Below are 18,183 nucleotides of genomic sequence, written 5' to 3' on the forward strand. Positions count from 1 at the left end.
CCAGGGCCATCACCCACCGACAAGCGAATCCGCACGCAATCGTCCTGCAGATAGGCGCCGGCCGCACGGGCCTTGAGATCGGCGCTGGCGGCCGCACGATCGAAGTCCAGCGGTTGCCCCGCCGCCATCAGCTGATGGGATTCCACCCAGAGATCCACGCGCTGCGGATCAAAGGGGACGCCGGCACGACCCGCGGCCGCCACGATGCGTCCCCAATTGGGATCACGGCCATGGACCGCCGTCTTCACCAATGAAGAGCCGCAGACCGTCCGAGCCAGCGTCAGGGCTCCCGCTTCATCCGGTGCCCCGGACACACTGACTTCCAGCAGGCAGGTCGCTCCTTCGCCGTCACGCGCGATCGCCCGAGCCAGGTGCTGCATGACCGCCGTCAGCCCGGCGTCCAAAGCAGCGTGATGGTCGGCCGCCAAAGGCTCCCCGGCGGCAAAAGCCAGCACCGTGTCGTTGGTGCTGGTGTCGCCGTCGACGGTGATGGCATTGAACGAGCGCTGCACCGCCCGTCGCACCATCGAACGCCACACCGCAACATCGACCCCGGCGTCGCAGCTGATGAAGCCGAGCATGGTGGCCATGTCGGGATGAATCATTCCCGAGCCCTTGGCCATCCCACCGATGCGCACGGTGCGGCCGTCAAACTCCGCCTCCAAGGCGATCTCCTTGGCCACGAGGTCGGTGGTGAGGATGGCTTCCGCTGCCTGCGGACCACCTTCAGAAGACAGACCTGCCGTCAGGGGAGACACACCGGCCAACAGCGTGGGCATCGGGATCGGAACACCGATGACACCCGTGGAGCAGATCAGCACGGCCTCAGAAGACAGCCCCAGGGCCTCGGCAACAGCCGCCGTCGCCGTTTCGCTGTCGCTGAGTCCCAGCGCGCCGGTGCAGGCATTCGCCTGACCGGAATTGATCAGGACGGCCCGGGCCGCTCCACCCGTGGCCTGAAGGCGATCAGCGCAGAGATCCACGCAAGCAGCTCGCACCAGCGACCGCGTAAACCCTCCAGCACAGACCGCACCCGGGGGGGCCAACAACAGCGCCAGATCAGGACGCCCCGACGCTTTCAGCCCAGCCGTCACACCGGCCGCCTGGAAGCCAACAGCAGCCGTGACACCACCGCTGATCGAACGCCAAGGGGACCCGGCCGTCGCTGCCACGATCAACATTGGAAACTGATGGCATCCTCTCCCGGCACCATGCAACGCCGCATCGGCCTAACCGGAGGGATCGCCAGCGGCAAGAGCAGTGTCGGCAGGCTGTTGGAGGCGAGCGGCTGGCCGGTGCTGGATGCGGATCAATTCGCCCGCGCGGTGCTGGAACCCGGCACCACCAGCACCCAAGCCGTGTTGCAACGCCACCCCTCTGTTTGCCGTGGGGACGACAGCATTGACCGCGCTGCCTTGGGCCAGATCGTTTTTGCTGACGCTGGAGAACGACAGTGGCTGAACGACCTGATCCATCCCCAGGTGCGCCTCCGTTTTGAACGGGGCTTGGGCGAGCACGCCGATGCGCCCACCATCGTGCTGATGATTCCCCTGCTGTTCGAAGCGGGACTCACCGATCTCTGCAGCGAGATCTGGCTGGTGGATTGCGATGAAGAGCAACAACTCGAGCGACTGATGCGGCGCAATGCCCTGACGCGAGAGGACGCCCAGGCACGCATCGCCGCCCAATGGCCCCTCAACCGCAAACGCCCGCTGGCCGATGTCTTAATCAACAACCGCGGAACGGAACAGTCGCTGAAACAACAACTATCAATCGCCATCAACAACCGTCCCAAAGACCAATCACCACCATTCAAATAACCCATAAAAATCTCACCCATTTCGCCCCAGAAACGACATCCACCACTCCCCCCAGTGGCACAAATGGACCCAACTAGCAACAGCACCACAAGAGACATGCACAAACATCCCTGGCGTCCTAACCAAAACTTAAACAAGCAAGGGTGAGACCCAAACCTGCCAGCTACCTCGTCTTAAACTTCGCCGGGAAGATTTGTAGTAGTTATTTAGCAGCGTCACGGAGCAACCGTGAAAACAAACACCAAGCAAGAACTAGATCCTCAAAAAGCAAAAAAGACCCAAAAAGAAACCGTGACCTGGGTCGAGCTACTCGGCAAAAAGTAACGTGGATAACGCAGGCAAGTTCAGCTTTCGAACAGACCAGCAGTTAGTGACCGCCCTGCTGGAAGATGGCTACGAGGGAGAGGAACTGTTTGACGCACTCGCTGTTGTGCTGCCAGATCTGCAACCCGAGGCCTTTAACCAATACTTCGACGCTTGGCTCGACGTCCAACCCTGGATCAACAGGACCAAACCACGGCCCGATGCAACCCGCATCAGAGGAATCAGGCGTTAACGCTTTGACCCACCTCCTACGCTCAAAACTCCAAGCCGCGAGCCTTTGAGCGACACGTTTTTCGCCTACTTGGTCACGCTCGCGTACGGCGACAAGGAAACCCCGACACTCGCTCAGGTGGTGTTCCTCAGCGAGAACGAAGCTGAAGACACGAGGACTGTCGCGAGGGCACTCCTGCAGAACGCCAAACAAACAGCACCAGAGAAGACCAGGTTCGACTGGTCGACCCTCAAGGTGCATGGCAGCCAGAGTTTGTCCGACGACGAGCTGATGGGGTTGGTTGCCGCCGCGGCACAAGGCCAAGTTGGGGTTGGTCGAGTGTCGACGCTCAAGCTCTCCTAACAGCAGACACCCCGCCCTAACTGACGGGGGGCCTAGGGGTACGGCACAACGCGATGCGCTGAGTCGCTGCCATCACGGCTTGTGCCGCCGCTTCAATGGGGTGAGGAGCTGACTGGAAAGCAGCGTCGAAACCGAATCCAGTCAGCTTGATTTCTCCTCAAAAGCACTTTGATACGGATCCGACCTCAGCGTGGTCCGGAAATAACACGACTCTGACGACATCCAGCAAATCCTGCCAAAGGATGGAGAGCGCTTGGTCAGCCGTTCCGTCCTGTCTCCGCACGGAACCACTTGGTGATCACCCATTTGCTGCCCTGCTCCACCGGATTCGCCTCATGCAGGGTGAAGGGATTCGGTGTGCCATCGGCCTGAAGGTTGTTCCAGGCCAACGCCATCCCTGGAACGGGGGTGAAACAACGGCCCAAGCGCTTGAAACAGGTTTCGCCGCCCAACTCCACGGCGTTGAGATACACCATCAACGTCCAGGTGCGCTGACCACCGGGTGATGTGTGGGTCAGAAACTCATCGGTGCCGGGGGCGAACCAATCGGTGTGTTGCTTGAAATACTGCCCTGGGTCGTAGCGCTGGCCCTGGATCGGTTCGGACAACTCCGGCTCCACACCAAGGAGCGCCGCAAAACGGCGGTCGAGCATCTCCGCCAACTCGGCATGTCGGCGACGCAGGTGACAGGTGCGACTGGTGCGGTAATCACTGGACCCACGCGTGACGGTGGACGGCTGAAGACCTTGGTCGATCGCAGCGATCACCTGTTGGCATTCCTCACGGCTCAGCAGGTTGGGGATTTCATAGATCTGCGCCAAGGGGGTATCCAACCTCCAAGCGCGGGGACGATGCGCCGGCTCGGTGAGGGGCGCCTCGAACCACTGCAACATCGACGGCTGGTCCGAGCCAGCGGCACCGACGCTGCTGGCAGCCGGGGGCTGCATGGCCGCTGAGGCCACCGATGCGGTCGTCACCCCCGCATCCAACACCGCCTCAAGGGCCTGACGTTCAAACCCATGGGCCAGGGCCCGTTCCAACATCCCCTCGCGATCACAACCACGGTCACGATTCAAGATCAACCAATCACGCCATGTTTCCGGAATTGATGCCATCAATCGAAGGGACTGATTGCTTTGAAGTGCATCTTCTACGCTGGAAAACTTGCTAGCCAGTTGTTGATATGGAGCTGGGTCCCAATCCTTCGGGCGCCAGTGAAAATACATATTGCGGTAAAAGTCACCATCAAATTCAGATGCTCGCCCGTGGGGACAAAGGCTTTCATAAAAGAGCATCGTGCCCGGCTTAAACAGCACCCGATGGTGCACAGCCTCATGATCAATGAAATCCAGGGGCCAGGGCTGATTGGACTGATCAGCCACATGAACAATGCAGCTCACCACATGGGTATCCACCCGGTCGCGGTGCATATGCAACCAGGAGCCAGCTCCATAACTCCGCACGCCATACCCCCAACTGCGCTCCAGAGGTTGACCGACCCACTGCTCCATCAGCGGAGTCAACTGCTCATAGGCCAACTGCTTGAAGGCCTCGGACATCGGCGCGTAGCGCAGATCGGGGGTCCGCGATCGCACCGACGAAATCCCTGCAATCACATCGGCCTGATAGGCCTGATCGTGCTGCACCTCCTGTTCCACCGGCTCAAACGTCATCGCCCGGTAGTCCTGCTCCAAGCGGTCCTGCAGGGGCTTGGGCGTCTTCAGCAACCGAAAGGGAGTCGGCGCAAACCGGGGAAGCAGCACCATCGCAGGCGAACCAACACCTCAACTGAGCCGCAAATTAGGGGAGGTTCCGTGCAGAACCAGCCCCGCGATCGAAAGCGCAACAGCTCAACGGGCAGCCCAGCTCAACCCTTGAGCTTCTGGCTGAGGATCTGGTTGGCCAGCTTGGGATCCGCTTTGCCACCGGTCTTCTTCATCAGTTGACCGACAAAGAAACCCTGGAGTTTGTTTTTACCGCCGCGGAAGGCTTCCACCTCCTCTGGATGCGCCGCCAAGAGCTCCTCAACGATGGCGGTGATCGCCGCAGGGTCACTGATCATTCCCAACCCACGCTCATCAACGATGGCTTTGGGTGATCCGCCTTTCTCCAGCAGTTCGGGCAGGATCTCCTTGGCAATCTTGCCGCTGATTTTGCCGCCATCGATCAGCTGCACCATTTCCGCCAGTTGCTCCGGACGGAAGGGCAGCTCGGCATAGCTGAGTCGGTTGCTGTTGACATACGCAGCGATATCGCCGGTGATCCAGTTCGCAGACAACTTGGCATCGGCACCGGCACCCACCACGGCCTCGTAGTAGTCGGCCATCGGACGCTCATCGGTCAACACTCGGGCGTCGTACTGGGACAAGCCAAGGTCCTCGGCATAGCGATGACGCTTGGCCGCCGGCAATTCCGGCAATTCCGCACGCCAACCTTCCCGCTGGTCGGCGCTTACTTCGATCGGGCCCAGGTCCGGATCCGGGAAATAGCGATAGTCGCTGGCCCCCTCCTTGCTGCGCATGCTCTTGGTGAGCTGCTTGCCCTCGTCCCAGAGGCGGGTTTCCTGCACGATCGTTTCGCCAGCTTCAATCGCCTTCACCTGACGCTTGATCTCGTACTCACAGGCCTTCTGAATGGCTGAGAACGAATTCATGTTCTTGATCTCCACCTTCGTCCCGAAGGGCGCATCCGGCCCGCGACGGACGGAGATGTTGACGTCACAACGCAGGGATCCCTCCTGCATGTTGCCGTCGGACACACCCAGATAACGCATGATCCGACGGATCTCCGACGCATATTCCGCCGCTTCGCGGCCGGTGCGCAGGTCCGGTTTGCTGACGATCTCGGCCAGGGCCACACCGGCACGGTTGTAGTCGACCAGGGAATGGGTGGATCCCGCCAGGCGATCACTGCCCGCATGCACCAACTTGCCGGCGTCCTCCTCCATATGCAGACGCTCGATGCCGATGGTTTTGAGGTAGGTGTCCTTCCCCTTCTCCGCGACTTCCACCTCGATCCAACCCTCTTCGGCAATGGGCTGGTCGAACTGGGAGATCTGGTAATTCTTCGGCAGGTCTGGATAGAAATATTGCTTGCGGTCGAACTTGCTGTGCTCAGCAATGTTCAGATTCAGCGCCATCGCGGCCTTCACCGCATACTCGAGCACCTTTTGGTTGAGCACCGGCAACGTGCCCGGCAACCCGCAGACCACCGGATCGATGTGGGTGTTGGGGTCATCCCCAAACGAGGTGGATGCAGCCGTGAAAATCTTGCTGTCGGTCCCCAGCTGGACATGGGTCTCCAAGCCAATCACGGCTTCCCATGCCGGTTGAGTTGCTGCGTCAGCCATGTGTGCCGGGTGCAAACCAGATGAGCGGATCCTATGGAACGGGGCGGAACAACAGCACACCTCGGAATTGGGGCGGTGCAGCATTCCGCTTCGAGCGGTGGACAAACCGCTGAACCAGACCCATAACAAGTGGGCGCTCCAGCTCCAGACGGTGAATCCATTTGATTTCCGTTCCCGTGGAGACGCCGAACTGATCGCCTGGTTAACAGACGTCGGAACCGAGACCACAGCAGCAGCCGGTCAGCAACTCATTCAAGAAGGCGACAACGCCGAGGCATTGCTGTTTCTGCTGGATGGCTGCTGCGTCGTCAACACAACCGATGCCAACCAACGTCAAGTCACTCTGAACAACCTCAAGGCCGGTGCCTTGATCGGAGAAATGAGCTGGCTGGAACAACGTCCAGCCGTGGCCAACATCGTGACCCAAGCGCCCAGCCGGGTTCTGGAGGTGCCATTTGCCGCGATTGAGCAGCTTGAACGGGTCAACCCAACGTTGGCAGCTCAACTCCCGCGCTTGCTGGCCCAGAAATTGGCGCTGCAGATCCAGCAACAGAACAACGACCTCACGGGGGCGACGCAACCGTCAGCAGAACCATTGCGCAAAGTCCTCACGCTGTTTGCAAACTTGCAGCAGCGCGATGTCCATCGCCTTGCCAGTTATGGACGACTTGAACAGATCAGAGCCGGAGAATGGCTGCTACGCCAAGGTCAACCCGTCAACAGCCTCTATTTGGTGCTGAGCGGCGAAGGGGAGATCCGCGTGGAACGCGAGGGGCGCTCCCGTTCCGTCGGGAAAGCACGCCGAGGCGAGCTGATCGGTGAAATGAGCCTGCTGCTGGAGGATCAAAAGGGCGCCTCCGCCGATGTTCTGGCACCGGAAGGAATCGATCTCCTCGTCATCGAACAGGACCGACTACGCAACGAACTGGCCGTCGATCCGGCACTCGACTGTCGCTTCCATCGCGCGATGGCCTGCATGCTGTCGCAACGCAGCCGGGACCAACTCCAACAGCATCAACTCGGCCAACTCAGTCAACGCCGTGAACGGGCGCAGGACGCCACAGACGACGACAGCCTCGATCTGCAGCAACTCGAGGCCGTCAGCCGAGGTGCCCGGCATTTCGACTGGCTTTGCCGCCACTTTCAGACCCAGGGGGTCGAGAGGCGATGACCGCCGATCCGACTCATCGTCACGACTGGCCAATCCACCCATTTCGACTGGTGGGTGGTGATGCTCTGCTGATCGCCCAGGGACGGCAATCCTTTGGCCTGTTCCGACTTCAAGAAGGGCTCGTCTATCCGGGCCTTCCCTCCTCTCCTCGCGACGATGTGCGACTTGAGCTGCAGCCCATTGCCGGCATGGAACTGCAGCCAGCAGAGCCCGGTGACGATCGGGACGGGCGACGCTGGCTCGCCGATCAAATCCGCGCGGAGCAGGGCCTGCCCCCGTGCGACGAACCACCCGCAGCGTCAACCCTGTTGCAGCTTTTGCTGGACCTGCACCAGCGCGCCAGCGCGCACTTTGATGCCCTGAACGACAGCCATAACCCGCTGAATCAACGCAGTGAAGACCTGCTGTTCCAAGCCATGGAACAGGACGGCAAGGACGCATCCCTTGCCAGCCAACACTCCACGGATGACCCCTTGCTGCGGGGCTTGCTGCTGCTGTGCCCCAACAGCACCGTTGTCCCGCTTCCCCACGCCAGCGACAATCTCGATCCGCGACTGCGGCTGCAGGACCTGCTGGAACGCACCGATCTCTTTGCCCGAGAGGTCCTGATTGATGACCAAGACCTCAATCAGGACTGCGGTGATCTGATCGGTTTTGAAGAGTCCGGCCGCAGAGATGTGGTGGTGCTCCAGTCCACAGGACAGGGCTATCAACTCTGGATCCCAGCTCGCATGGCGGAGCCTGTTCCATTGGCTCAAGCCAGCGCCGCGCTGGAGCAACTCTCCCCCCGGATGCTGAGCATCAGTCCGGCTCTGCAGGAGCAAGATCTCAGTGCCCTTGGACTGCTGCGCTTTGCCTATGGCAAGCCCCGCCAGACCACCTCGTATGTCATCAGTGGCCTGCTCTTAGGGGTCTGTCTCGGATTTTTTCTGGCCATTGGCAGGGATGTCGGTGCCAGCCGCTGGATCTTCGGGATGGGTGTCACAGGGACCCTCACCGGAACCTGTTTGGGCCTCCTCAGCGGCGGCTTCCGCATCGGTGTCGGGGTGATGCTGCTGAGCACCTTGCTGGGACTTCTGACCCCGACGTTCAACACGGTGATGACCAACCAGGCTTTGCCGGATCGGGATCTAGGGCTCTTACTGCAAATCAGCGTCGTCTTAGTGGCCGCTGGACTGTTGCGTGTCTGCCTTGAATGGGTGCAAAGCCGCGCACTGCTTCTGACGCAGCAGCGGGGAGCAGCGCGCTCTCAACTTGCCGCCATGCATCGTCTGCTGCGGCTGCCTGCTGAATTCTTTCGACAGCGCAACGTCGGCGACCTGCAGCTGCGGTTCAGCGCCCTTGACGAGCTGCGCCGTGAAATCCAGCAGCTTCTGGAGGGAGGGCTGCTCCAGAGCGTGCTCACCAGCCTCTACATCCTCTTCATGCTGCGGATCAGCGTGAAACTGACGGCCCTGGCACTGGTGATCGCCGGTTTGCTGCTGATCCCCACGGCGATCCTCGGACTTCAGTCCAGACCTCTCCAGCGCCATCAAGAGGTCGCCCAAGCGCAGGCCCAAAGCCGCAACCTCGAGTTGCTCAATGCCGTGTCGAAACTCCGACTGGCAGGGGCGGAAACCAGCGCCGCCCGCTGGTGGGGCGAGCAATTTCAAACAGTGGTGAGTCTTGAGAACGCCCTCGACATCAAAGAGGCCACCGCATCACTGCTGAGGTCGGTGATTCCCAATTTGGGAACGTTGCTGATCTACGTCATGGTCACGCGACTGATCGCGGAAGCCGCGAGCTCACCGGCCGTTGATGCTCCCAATGTCGGCGAACTGCTTGGTTTCTTCTCGGCATTCGGCACCTTCATCGGCACAGCGGCGGGCTTTGCGGGTCTGTTGATCGGCTCACTCGACATGCCGGTGATCTACGAACGCGCTGAACCCATTCTCAAAACCCATCCAGAAAGCAAGCCTCAACTCATCGCGGCTTCAGCCTTAACGGGTCAGATCAACCTGGATCGGGTCAGCTACCGCTATTGCCCAGAGCAACCGCTGGTGCTGGATGAGGTGAGTTTCAACGTCGAAGCCGGCGAGCAACTCGCCATCGTCGGCCCGTCTGGCTCCGGGAAATCCACGCTGGTGCGACTGATGCTGGGCTTTGACAGCCCTGCGAACGGTGAGATCCGCTTTGACGGACAACCGCTCCAAGGCCTCCGACTCGACAGCGTGCGCCGTCAGATCGGAACGGTGCTGCAGAGCAATGCCTTGTTCAGCGGATCGCTCATGGAAGCGATTGCCGGCGGTCGCATCATCAGCGAAGAGGAGGCATGGCATGCCGTTGAACTCGCTGGCCTCGCGGACGACATCCATGCCATGCCAATGGGTTTACAAACGATGGTGACCGACGGGGGCGGGACCTTGTCTGGCGGCCAGCGTCAACGGGTGGCAATCGCGCGCGCGCTCGTTCGCAAACCACGCATCCTGATTTTTGACGAAGCGACCAGTGCGCTGGACAACCGCACCCAGGCCATCGTCACGCGAAGTCTCGCGTCACTCGCCATCACCCGCATCGTGATCGCGCATCGGCTCAGCACCATCCGTGGCGCCGATCGAATTGTGGTGATCCAGCGAGGACAGGTTCAGGAAGAAGGCACCTACGAAACCCTGATGCAACACCACGATCTGTTCTTCAAAATGATGGAGCGACAGATCACATGAGCCTCTTTCGCAAAAGTGCCCTCGACGCACTCTCCAATCCCGAACAACTCGATCAGCCACTCCGCCTGCTGAGGCCAGGGCAATGGCTGCTGTTGTTGTCCCTTGGGGGCTTCTGCCTATCGATCACGGTTTGGTCCGTGTTGGGTCGACTCCCCGTCCGCATCAGCGGACGGGGAGTCCTCGTTCGTCAGGACACTGTCAAAGCGATCCAAAGTGAATCGGCGGGGCGGCTGCAGGAGCTGGCGGTCGACGTTGGTGATTGCGTTGAGGCTGGCCACGTTCTCGCAAGGATTGAACCGGTTCGTGAGCAATTGGAAGAAGAGCAAGCCAGAATCCAACTCGATCAGCTGCGGCAACAGGATGCCGAGCAGGATCGTCTGGGCGCGGCTCGGATCGCGCAACTCAGACGTTCAATCGAGCGCGTCGACGATCTGGCCGCCGTCGGCGCGATTCCCCTCGATGAACTGGAGCGACGGCAACAACAACTCCGCGATGTCGAAGATTCGATCGCATCGCGCAACAGCCAACGGGAACAACAGATCACCCAGCAGACGACGCGGATCCGCACGTTGAAGGCAACGATGGAACGCACCGCCACGGTCACCGCCCCAGCCACCGGCTGCATCGTCGACTCCAGCGCCCACGTCGGTGATGTCGTCCAACGCGGTGACATTCTCTTGACGCTGGATGCCGCGACCTCGACCACAGAACTGGAAAGCTTGGCCTTTTTCCCCGCCAAGGACGGCAAACGCCTCTCCGTCGGGCAAAGGGTTCGGATCTCCCCGGCCAGCACCAAGCCGCAACGGCACGGAGGGATCGAAGGCACAGTGACCGCTGTCTTGCCCCTGCCGGTTCGGGAGGACGCCTTGCGCAAACGACTGGGCCGTAACTCGCTCGTCGATGCCGTCATCGCGCAAAACCTCGGACCTCTGATTGAAGTCAGAACCAGTCTTCAGAGAGATCCACGGACGGTCAGCGGCTACGACTGGGGAGGAGGTTCTGGACCGGACTTGCAACTCACCGTGGGCACACCCACCTCGGTGCGCGTGCTGGTGGAAGAACGGCGACCGGTCAGTTATGTCATCCCGATCCTGCGGGATTTAACGGGCATCTACTGATGACGGTGCGCACACCGACAGTGCTGCAGATGGAGGCGACCGAATGCGGCGCCGCCTCGTTGAGCATCATCCTTCAGCACTACGGACGCTATGTGCCGCTAGCGCAGCTCAGGGAACTGTGCGGCGTGTCTCGCGACGGCAGTGATGCCGCCAACCTGTTGCTGGCCGCCCGCAGCCTGGGGCTCACAGCCAAAGGATTCAAAAAAGGACTCACCGCACTCGAAGAGGTGAAGCCTCCCGTGATCGTGTTCTGGGAGTTCAATCATTTCCTGGTGTTTGAGGGATTCAAGGGCGACCAGATTGCTCTGAATGACCCAGCCCTCGGACCACGGACGGTGTCACGCGAGGACTTTGATCGCAGCTACACCGGAATTGCGCTGACGTTCGAACCGAATGAAGCATTCCAGCGTGGTGGCCAAGCCCCATCGCCCTGGCCAATTGTTCTGAAACGATTGCGATCCGAACCCTTCGGAGCACTGTTCATCACGATTGCAGGCCTGCTGCTGATCCTTCCGCAGCTGGTGATGCCGATTTTTGCCCAAATTTATTTGGACGAAGTCATCGGCAATGGCATGAACCAATGGCTCAAGCCAATGCTTCTGGCCATGGCACTCACCATTGGCGTACAGGCTGCACTGCGTCACCTCCAGTTGGTTGGCACCCGTCGACTGGAAAAACGGCTGACACGACGGTTTGCAGTGGGCTATGAGCATCAAATTCTGGCCCTCCCCGAGCGGTTTTATAGCCAGCGACATGCTTCAGATATCGCCGGACGGATGGCGATCAATGCGCAGATCGGAGAATTCATCGGCGGCCGACTGATCCCGATGGCAACGGGTTTGGTTCTGCTGATTTTCTATTTGATTCTGACGATGCTTTACAGCCCAACCCTTGGGCTTTTAGTTCTTGGAACCACCGCCATTAATGCCTTGGTGGTGCAACTCAACCGACGCCGCCAGAAAGACGCCAGCATCACAATCGCGAAGGATCAGGCCAAAAGCAGCGCGGTGGTTGTCGAAGCGATGCGCGACATCGAAACCATCAAAGCCGCCGCCATCGAAACCGATGTCTTCCGCCGCTTTGCCGGTTACCAGAGCCGACTGCTCAATACGATGCAGAGCCTTCAGCTGCGCAATGCACAACTGCGCCTGGTCCCAAGTGCGCTGACGACGGTCAACGAACTCCTGGTCCTCGTCATCGGATTTGTTCTGGTGATTCGTGGAGAACTGACCCTCGGCATGCTCTTGGCCGCTCAAACGATTGCATTCAGCCTCAAAGGACAGATTGAAGCCGTCATTGGTTTTGTCCAGCAGCTTCCACAATTTGAGGCCGGAGTGCTGCGCCTCGAGGATGTCCTCGAGCAACCGCGGGACCCATTACTGAGCACCGCCAAAAGGGAGAGCGAGGAGCCATCAATCCGCCTCAGCGGGGAGATCGAAATTCGCAATCTCAGCTTTGGCTTTGTTGCCATCAAGCCACCGTTGATTGAGGGTTTGAATCTTTCGATCAGCCCTGGCATGCGCATTGCACTGGTGGGGGGCAGCGGGAGTGGCAAGAGCACCTTGGCCAAACTCATCGCCGGTTTGCATCAGCCCAGCTCTGGAGAAATCCTCATGGATGGCCGCACGTTGCTGCAGATCCCACGGAACATGTGCGTGAGCTCACTGGCGATGGTGCAGCAGGACATCCAACTCTTTGGCTGCAGCGTTCGCGACAACCTCAGGCTCTGGAATCCAACCATCCAAGAGGAGGATCTTGTGCAAGCCTGCCGCGATGCCGAAATCATCGATGTCGTTCGTGCGCTCCCCGATGGGTTTGATACGAAGTTGAGTGAAGGCGGCAAAAACCTTTCAGGAGGCCAGCGACAACGCCTGGAACTGGCTCGTGCCCTGGCTAGCAATCCCAGCATTCTGGTTATGGATGAAGCAACGTCAGCGCTGGACGCTGACACCGAGCAACGCGTCATTCACAACCTCACCCGCCGAGGCTGCACGCAAATCATCGTGGCCCACCGATTGAGCACCATTCGTGATGCCGATCAAATTTTAGTGATGGATCAAGGGCGGGTCATTGAGCAAGGAAACCATGCAGAACTGATGCGCAATAGCAGCGGTGCCTATTCCCAACTCCTGAGCGATGCACAGTAAAAGGATCCAGTCCAGCCCAGAACATGGCTTGATCACCAGAGGGACTGACACCATGGCGAGAGTGCTCACAGCGCTGAGCCATCGACGCACGCACACGTTGACCCTGGGGGCCGATCTCTTGCCATGACCGAGTCAGGCCATCCACCACTGCTGGTGCTTGGAGGAGGGCTGATGGGCCTGTCGATCGCCCATCAACTCGCACGACACGGCTGTGCTGTGCAAGTGATCAGCCGACGCCGCAGCGAAGCCGCTGGTTTTGTCGCAGCAGGGATGCTCGCCCCCCACGCCGAAGGGCTCAGCGGGCCCTTGCTCGAGCTCGGCCGCCGCAGTCTCAGTTCCATCCCGCGCTGGGTTGGCCAGATCGAAGCAGACAGTGGCCTGAGCTGCGGCCTCAGGACCAGCGGCATTGTTGTGCCCTTTCGCAGCCGTTCAGAACGGGATGCTTACCCCACTGCCGAGCTGGGACAACGCCTGGATGCGAGCCAACTGATCCGGGAGCTCCCTGGCCTGGGAGCAAGCTGGACAGCGGGACTGCTGTTTGAGCAGGACGGACAAATTGACAACCGCCGCAGGCTGATGCGGGCCCTCGAGCGTGCCTGTGTCTCGCTTGGGGTTGATTTCCTCGAAGGATCTGAAGTCCGACACCTGCTGCGCTGCCCAGCCGGACAGCTGAACGGTGTTGTGTTGCAAACCGCCGAGGGAGAGCAACGCCAGATCCACTGCAATCAGGCCGTTCTCTGCAGTGGAGCCTGGAGCCAGCAACTGATTCCGGAGCTTCCGGTCTTTCCGGTCAAAGGTCAGATGCTGTCGCTGCAAGGCCCAAGGGACTACCTCAAGCGGGTGATCTTTGGACCGGGCACCTACATGGTGCCTCGGGAGGATGGGCTGGTCGTGGTCGGGGCCACCACGGAACCGGAAGCAGAATTCAGAGAAGGGCTGACCCCCAATGGTCAACAACAACTGCAGCAGGGCATCGCTTCACTGCTGCCGGATGCCAGCCAATGGCCACCGATGGAACGTTGGTGGGGGTTCCGGCCTTGCACGCCCGACGAAGGGCCACTCCTGGGGAAAGGACCGATCGAAGGACTCTGGCTCGCCACTGGACACCACCGCAATGGGGTGCTGTTGGCAGCAATCACGGCCGAGTGGCTGTCGCTGGCGATGACAACAACAGCCATGACCCAGGAGGACGAGCTGTTGCTGAAGGCCTTCCGCTGGGATCGCTTTGAAAAGAAAACAACGATCACAGCGTTGTCATGACCCAATTTCAGCCCCCGATGTCACGCCAACCGACAGCCAAGAACTGACATCACTGGCCGCATCACAGCGAGACAACAAAGGCACGCCTGAGGCGAAACAGATCAGTCCAACAATCCATGTCAAACCTTGGGCCCAATCTTGCCTCTCGATCGGACAACAACAACGCACATTGGGCCGTCGTGGAGACATCCATCAAGCAGCTGAGGCCTTCAAGGCATCACCAGGGCGCACCCATCAAGGAGATCCCCGCCCAATAAAAGGGGTTAGAGAGGCCATTGTTGACACGGCGCTGTTGCGCCGGGGTGAGATCAGTCAGCAAAGGCAGACCCTCAGGCCCCAACAATTGATCACCCACCAAGCGCACATCACCCCGAATAAATGCCTGCCGTGTGAGCTGCATCGCATCGGCTTTCGGCACTCCTTGATCGAGATAGCGATACATCAGCACGAAATATGCCGATGTTGCGACGTCATCGACATACCAAAGTGTCCCGACGGCACTTCGGGCACCGGCCTGGAGGGCCAGACCGCTAAAACCAAGTTCCGCCTCGGCATCCCCCAAGGCAGTGCGGCAGGCACTGAACACAACAAGGTCCAAGGGAACACCCTGTCGCTTTTGGCGCAATTGAGCCAGCTGCTTCATCGACACTGGGCCGACGCCTGAATGCAATTGAGACAGCGCCGGCCCCCCCGGCTTGAATTCAGCATGGGTCGCCACATGAAGTTGGTTGTAACGGGCATCTGCACCCTTGTCCAAGAGGGCCTCGACGGTGAACTCCTGATTTAAAAACTCATCTTTCTTGCTGGGATCGCCGATGCGCTGAATTTCTTGGGGCACCAAGGGCAATGCCGCCAGGCCTTTAAAACGCGAAGCACCAAGCGCCAACATTCGATCCTGCGTTGACTCACTGGACTCGAAATCCATCAAGGCCAACGAGGGCGTGATCGCAAAGGCGTAACGCTCTCCAAAGAAGCTGGTGCCATCACTGAGGGCAGCAAAAGGAACGGCTTGGAGACCCCGATCCGCTGCGATCAATAAAGTCGATATTTGCTCACGTTGCAAAACAGACGACAGCTCACCAAACATCAACTCATGCAACTGACGAGATGGCGAGGAGGGATCATCAACCTGAAGCGACTCAAGCCGAGACAACTGTCGATACAACCCTGAGAGTTGTTGACGGAAATCGGTGGTCGACAACTCAGCCCGGAATCCTTCAACTGCGCCGGACGAGGCAATCAACGTTAGATCGAGGAAAGCATCGGATTGATCCGATGTCGTTCGACCCTCTGCTGGAGTGAAGCGAACATGCAAAACAGCAGGGTTATAACGACTGGCATCAAACGCCTTGTGCTGCTGAGCATGGGCAACAACACCCAAACAACTGCATAGAGCGACAGACGCGCAGGCGATCACCTGCGATCGCTTTTTCTCCCTAAAGGGAAGCCAACGCAAGGCAGCCGATTGAAGGGTTGACAGCATGACCATCAGGACAATTTGGAGAACAAGAATGCGAGGGGATGAATCGAAGCCTTAAGGATTAGCCACCCGTTGGCGTAACTGCTGCAAGAACCCAGAAATCTGTTGCGGGCTTGGTGTGGATCGGTTGGAGGATGCCGGCAAGTTCAAGCCACTCACAGTGCGCTGGGTGGAGGCCGTATCGGCAAGCTCAAGATTGCGGGTGGCCTGCTGTTGATTGAGACGGGTCACCGACACTGCTGGAGAACGGGGTTGGACGCCTTGCGACGGTGTCGACGGTGCTGCATCTGCCGCCGTGGGCTCTGAATCTGCTGCAACCGTCTCTCCGTTGTCTGGATCACCAACAGGGGTTTGAGCCGACGGATCGGAGCTCTGTTCTGGGGAGCCGGCTCCGGCCGATGCGGTCTCTGCATTGCCCTGTGACACACCAGTGACCTCGAAGGACGTCTCAATCGCCAACTCCACAGGCAGACCATCACCGACCAAGGTCATCGGAGTGCTCTGCGATTGGCCCTGAGCCGTGGGCTGATCTGTCTCCGAACTGCCCGCTGAATCGAGCCCTGAATTCGCAGGGGGACTCGCGCTCTGCTGCTGAACCTGAACGACAACAACAGCTGTCGAGGAATCAACTTCCCCGCCAAAGATATTGGGAGCAGGGTCTTCAGGCTCCGGTTCCGGCGTTGGCTCGGGAGTCGGAGTCGGTGTTGGAACCGGCGTCGGGGTTGGAACCGGGGTTGGGGTCGGAACCGGCGTCGGAGTCGGAACTGGGGTCGGAGTCGGAACTGGGGTCGGGGTTGGAACTGGGGTTGGGGTCGGAACCGGGGTGGGAGTCGGGGTCGGAGTCGGAACCGGGGTCGGGGTTGGCGGTGGCGTGACCGGTGTTGGTGTACAGAGATTGGAGCTGGCCTGATTCACACAAGTCGCGGTAGCCGGATTAGCACCATCGACTGTGAGCGTGCCTCCAGACACTGTTGTTTCAGCCGTGAAATTCGAATTATTCGCTGTTAACTGGAGGGTTCCATTCCCCAACTTCTCAAAACTCGTTGTTCCGCTGAGATCGGATGGAACAACAACAACAAACCCAGGATCGACTTCTATTTTCCCTCCTGCTGTTCCCACTGAAATACCACGTTCCGTATTCAATGTTGTTGATCCGTTGAACCTCAAGATGGCACCGTCCTGAAGTCGAATCGAGTCATCGCCTACTGCTGCCCCAAGCGCATCATCGGAGGACACCACCAGAGAGCCACCACCAACCACAATGACAGGAAGTCCTGAACCACGGCCGGCCCCAAACGAGTTCACACCTGATAAACCAAGAGAACCAGAGCCAATCTTTTCCAAACCACCAAGACCTCCAATCGAGCCATCAAACGTTGTATTCGTATTGCTACCACCGACTTTGAGAACATCATCTTTTGATGTGACCTCTACAGAACCACTGCCAGACAGAGAGCCAATCGTGACAACCCCATTGGTCTGAACTCTGAGGGTGGCTCCATTAGCAACAGTCAATGGAGTCGAAGCACTGAGTTGACCAGCACTGCCATCAATCAGCAGCTCACCAGCATTGACATCTGTTGCACCGGTATACGTGTGAGTCCCAGACAAGGTCAATGCATCGGCACCGGATTTAACCAAGCCGCCCGTTCCAGAAATCACGCCGCCAAATGACACCGGCTCAGCCACAGAAAATTCAAACGTTCCAGAAGTGTTGGCATCAGAGGTGGTGACATCAACCGAATTGGCCAGAGCACGGGTGACCCGCAACGTGCCTTCGACGACAGAGAGATCACCCGTAAACGAATTGGAACCCGAGAGAATCAGGGTTCCTTGCCCCTGCTTTTCAAAAACAGACGCACCACTCAACGTGGACGGCACATCCACTGAAAATCCAGCATCAACCCGCACCACTCCATTGCCAGCAAGCACTTCAATCCCGCGATTGCTATCCAGCGTGGTGTCGGCATTAAAAATCAATGCTCCGCCATCTTGTAATCGAATTGAGCCATCACCAACAGCAGCACCTAAAGCACTCTGATCAGCGACATCGACAGCTCCACCGGAAATCAGAAGGACGGGACCGACACCTGCACGACCCGTTCCAAAGGTATTACCACTATTCGCAAGCTCGAGTGCACCAGTCCCGACTTTGCCCAGCCCGCCAGCACCTTCAATGGTGCCACTAAATGTTGTATCGGTATTATCACCACCAATCTCAAGAACATCAGCACTGGT

13 protein-coding genes are annotated in these 18,183 nt (G+C 59.2%); 8 read left to right on the forward strand and 5 right to left on the reverse strand.

The window, feature by feature from the left end:
• Window positions 1-1,172 (reverse strand): bifunctional glutamate N-acetyltransferase/amino-acid acetyltransferase ArgJ (gene argJ / locus ACGVKB_RS08305; protein WP_392351009.1); only part of this gene is annotated, 1,172 nt, incomplete at its 3' end.
• Between the two features lie 18 nt (window positions 1,173-1,190).
• Between argJ and coaE the strand changes: the two genes are divergently transcribed.
• From coaE to ACGVKB_RS08320, 3 genes are all read left to right on the forward strand, one after another.
• Window positions 1,191-1,820: a dephospho-CoA kinase gene (coaE, locus tag ACGVKB_RS08310; protein WP_392351011.1), complete on the forward strand. Its 630-nt coding sequence runs from the start codon at window positions 1,191-1,193 to the stop codon at window positions 1,818-1,820.
• Window positions 1,821-2,190: 370 nt separating this feature from the next.
• Window positions 2,191-2,376: a hypothetical protein gene (locus ACGVKB_RS08315; RefSeq protein ID WP_392351013.1), complete on the forward strand. Its 186-nt coding sequence runs from the start codon at window positions 2,191-2,193 to the stop codon at window positions 2,374-2,376.
• A gap of 45 nt (window positions 2,377-2,421) precedes the next feature.
• Entirely contained in the window at window positions 2,422-2,718 is a 297-nt protein-coding gene (locus ACGVKB_RS08320; RefSeq protein ID WP_392351015.1) for a hypothetical protein, read from the forward strand.
• Window positions 2,719-2,975: 257 nt separating this feature from the next.
• Here the strand turns inward: ACGVKB_RS08320 and ACGVKB_RS08325 are convergent, their stop codons facing one another.
• Window positions 2,976-4,484 carry a prolyl hydroxylase family protein gene (locus ACGVKB_RS08325; protein ID WP_392351016.1) on the reverse strand — a complete coding sequence of 503 codons (1,509 nt, stop codon included), beginning with the start codon at window positions 4,482-4,484 and terminating at the stop codon, window positions 2,976-2,978.
• Between the two features lie 101 nt (window positions 4,485-4,585).
• Window positions 4,586-6,067, reverse strand: coding sequence for an Asp-tRNA(Asn)/Glu-tRNA(Gln) amidotransferase subunit GatB (gene gatB / locus ACGVKB_RS08330; protein WP_392351018.1), 1,482 nt, complete (start codon window positions 6,065-6,067; stop codon window positions 4,586-4,588).
• A gap of 97 nt (window positions 6,068-6,164) precedes the next feature.
• On the opposite strand from gatB, the gene ACGVKB_RS08335 reads away from it, so the two are divergent.
• The 5 genes from ACGVKB_RS08335 (at window position 6,165) to ACGVKB_RS08355 (ending at window position 14,465) form a co-directional block, all read left to right on the forward strand.
• Entirely contained in the window at window positions 6,165-7,238 is a 1,074-nt protein-coding gene (locus ACGVKB_RS08335; protein ID WP_392351020.1) for a cyclic nucleotide-binding domain-containing protein, read from the forward strand.
• Window positions 7,235-9,940, forward strand: a complete 2,706-nt coding sequence (locus tag ACGVKB_RS08340; protein ID WP_392351022.1) for an ATP-binding cassette domain-containing protein — start codon at window positions 7,235-7,237, stop codon at window positions 9,938-9,940. The genes ACGVKB_RS08335 and ACGVKB_RS08340 overlap by 4 nt, the downstream gene beginning before the upstream one ends.
• Window positions 9,937-11,058, forward strand: coding sequence for a biotin/lipoyl-binding protein (locus ACGVKB_RS08345; protein ID WP_392351024.1), 1,122 nt, complete (start codon window positions 9,937-9,939; stop codon window positions 11,056-11,058). Before ACGVKB_RS08340 ends, ACGVKB_RS08345 begins: the two co-directional genes overlap by 4 nt.
• Window positions 11,058-13,205, forward strand: coding sequence for an NHLP family bacteriocin export ABC transporter peptidase/permease/ATPase subunit (locus tag ACGVKB_RS08350; RefSeq protein WP_392351026.1), 2,148 nt, complete (start codon window positions 11,058-11,060; stop codon window positions 13,203-13,205). The genes ACGVKB_RS08345 and ACGVKB_RS08350 overlap by 1 nt, the downstream gene beginning before the upstream one ends.
• Before the next feature lie 123 nt (window positions 13,206-13,328).
• Entirely contained in the window at window positions 13,329-14,465 is a 1,137-nt protein-coding gene (locus tag ACGVKB_RS08355; protein ID WP_392351028.1) for an FAD-dependent oxidoreductase, read from the forward strand.
• A gap of 217 nt (window positions 14,466-14,682) precedes the next feature.
• On the opposite strand, the gene ACGVKB_RS08360 is transcribed toward ACGVKB_RS08355, so the two are convergent.
• Entirely contained in the window at window positions 14,683-15,948 is a 1,266-nt protein-coding gene (locus ACGVKB_RS08360) for a CHAT domain-containing protein (RefSeq protein WP_392351030.1), read from the reverse strand.
• A 51-nt stretch (window positions 15,949-15,999) separates the two neighbouring features.
• A partial coding sequence (locus tag ACGVKB_RS08365) for an autotransporter-associated beta strand repeat-containing protein (RefSeq protein WP_392351032.1) occupies window positions 16,000-18,183 on the reverse strand: 2,184 nt, incomplete at its 5' end.

Source organism: Parasynechococcus sp., from assembly GCF_042954325.1.
Taxonomy (GTDB): Bacteria; Cyanobacteriota; Cyanobacteriia; order PCC-6307; family Cyanobiaceae; genus Parasynechococcus.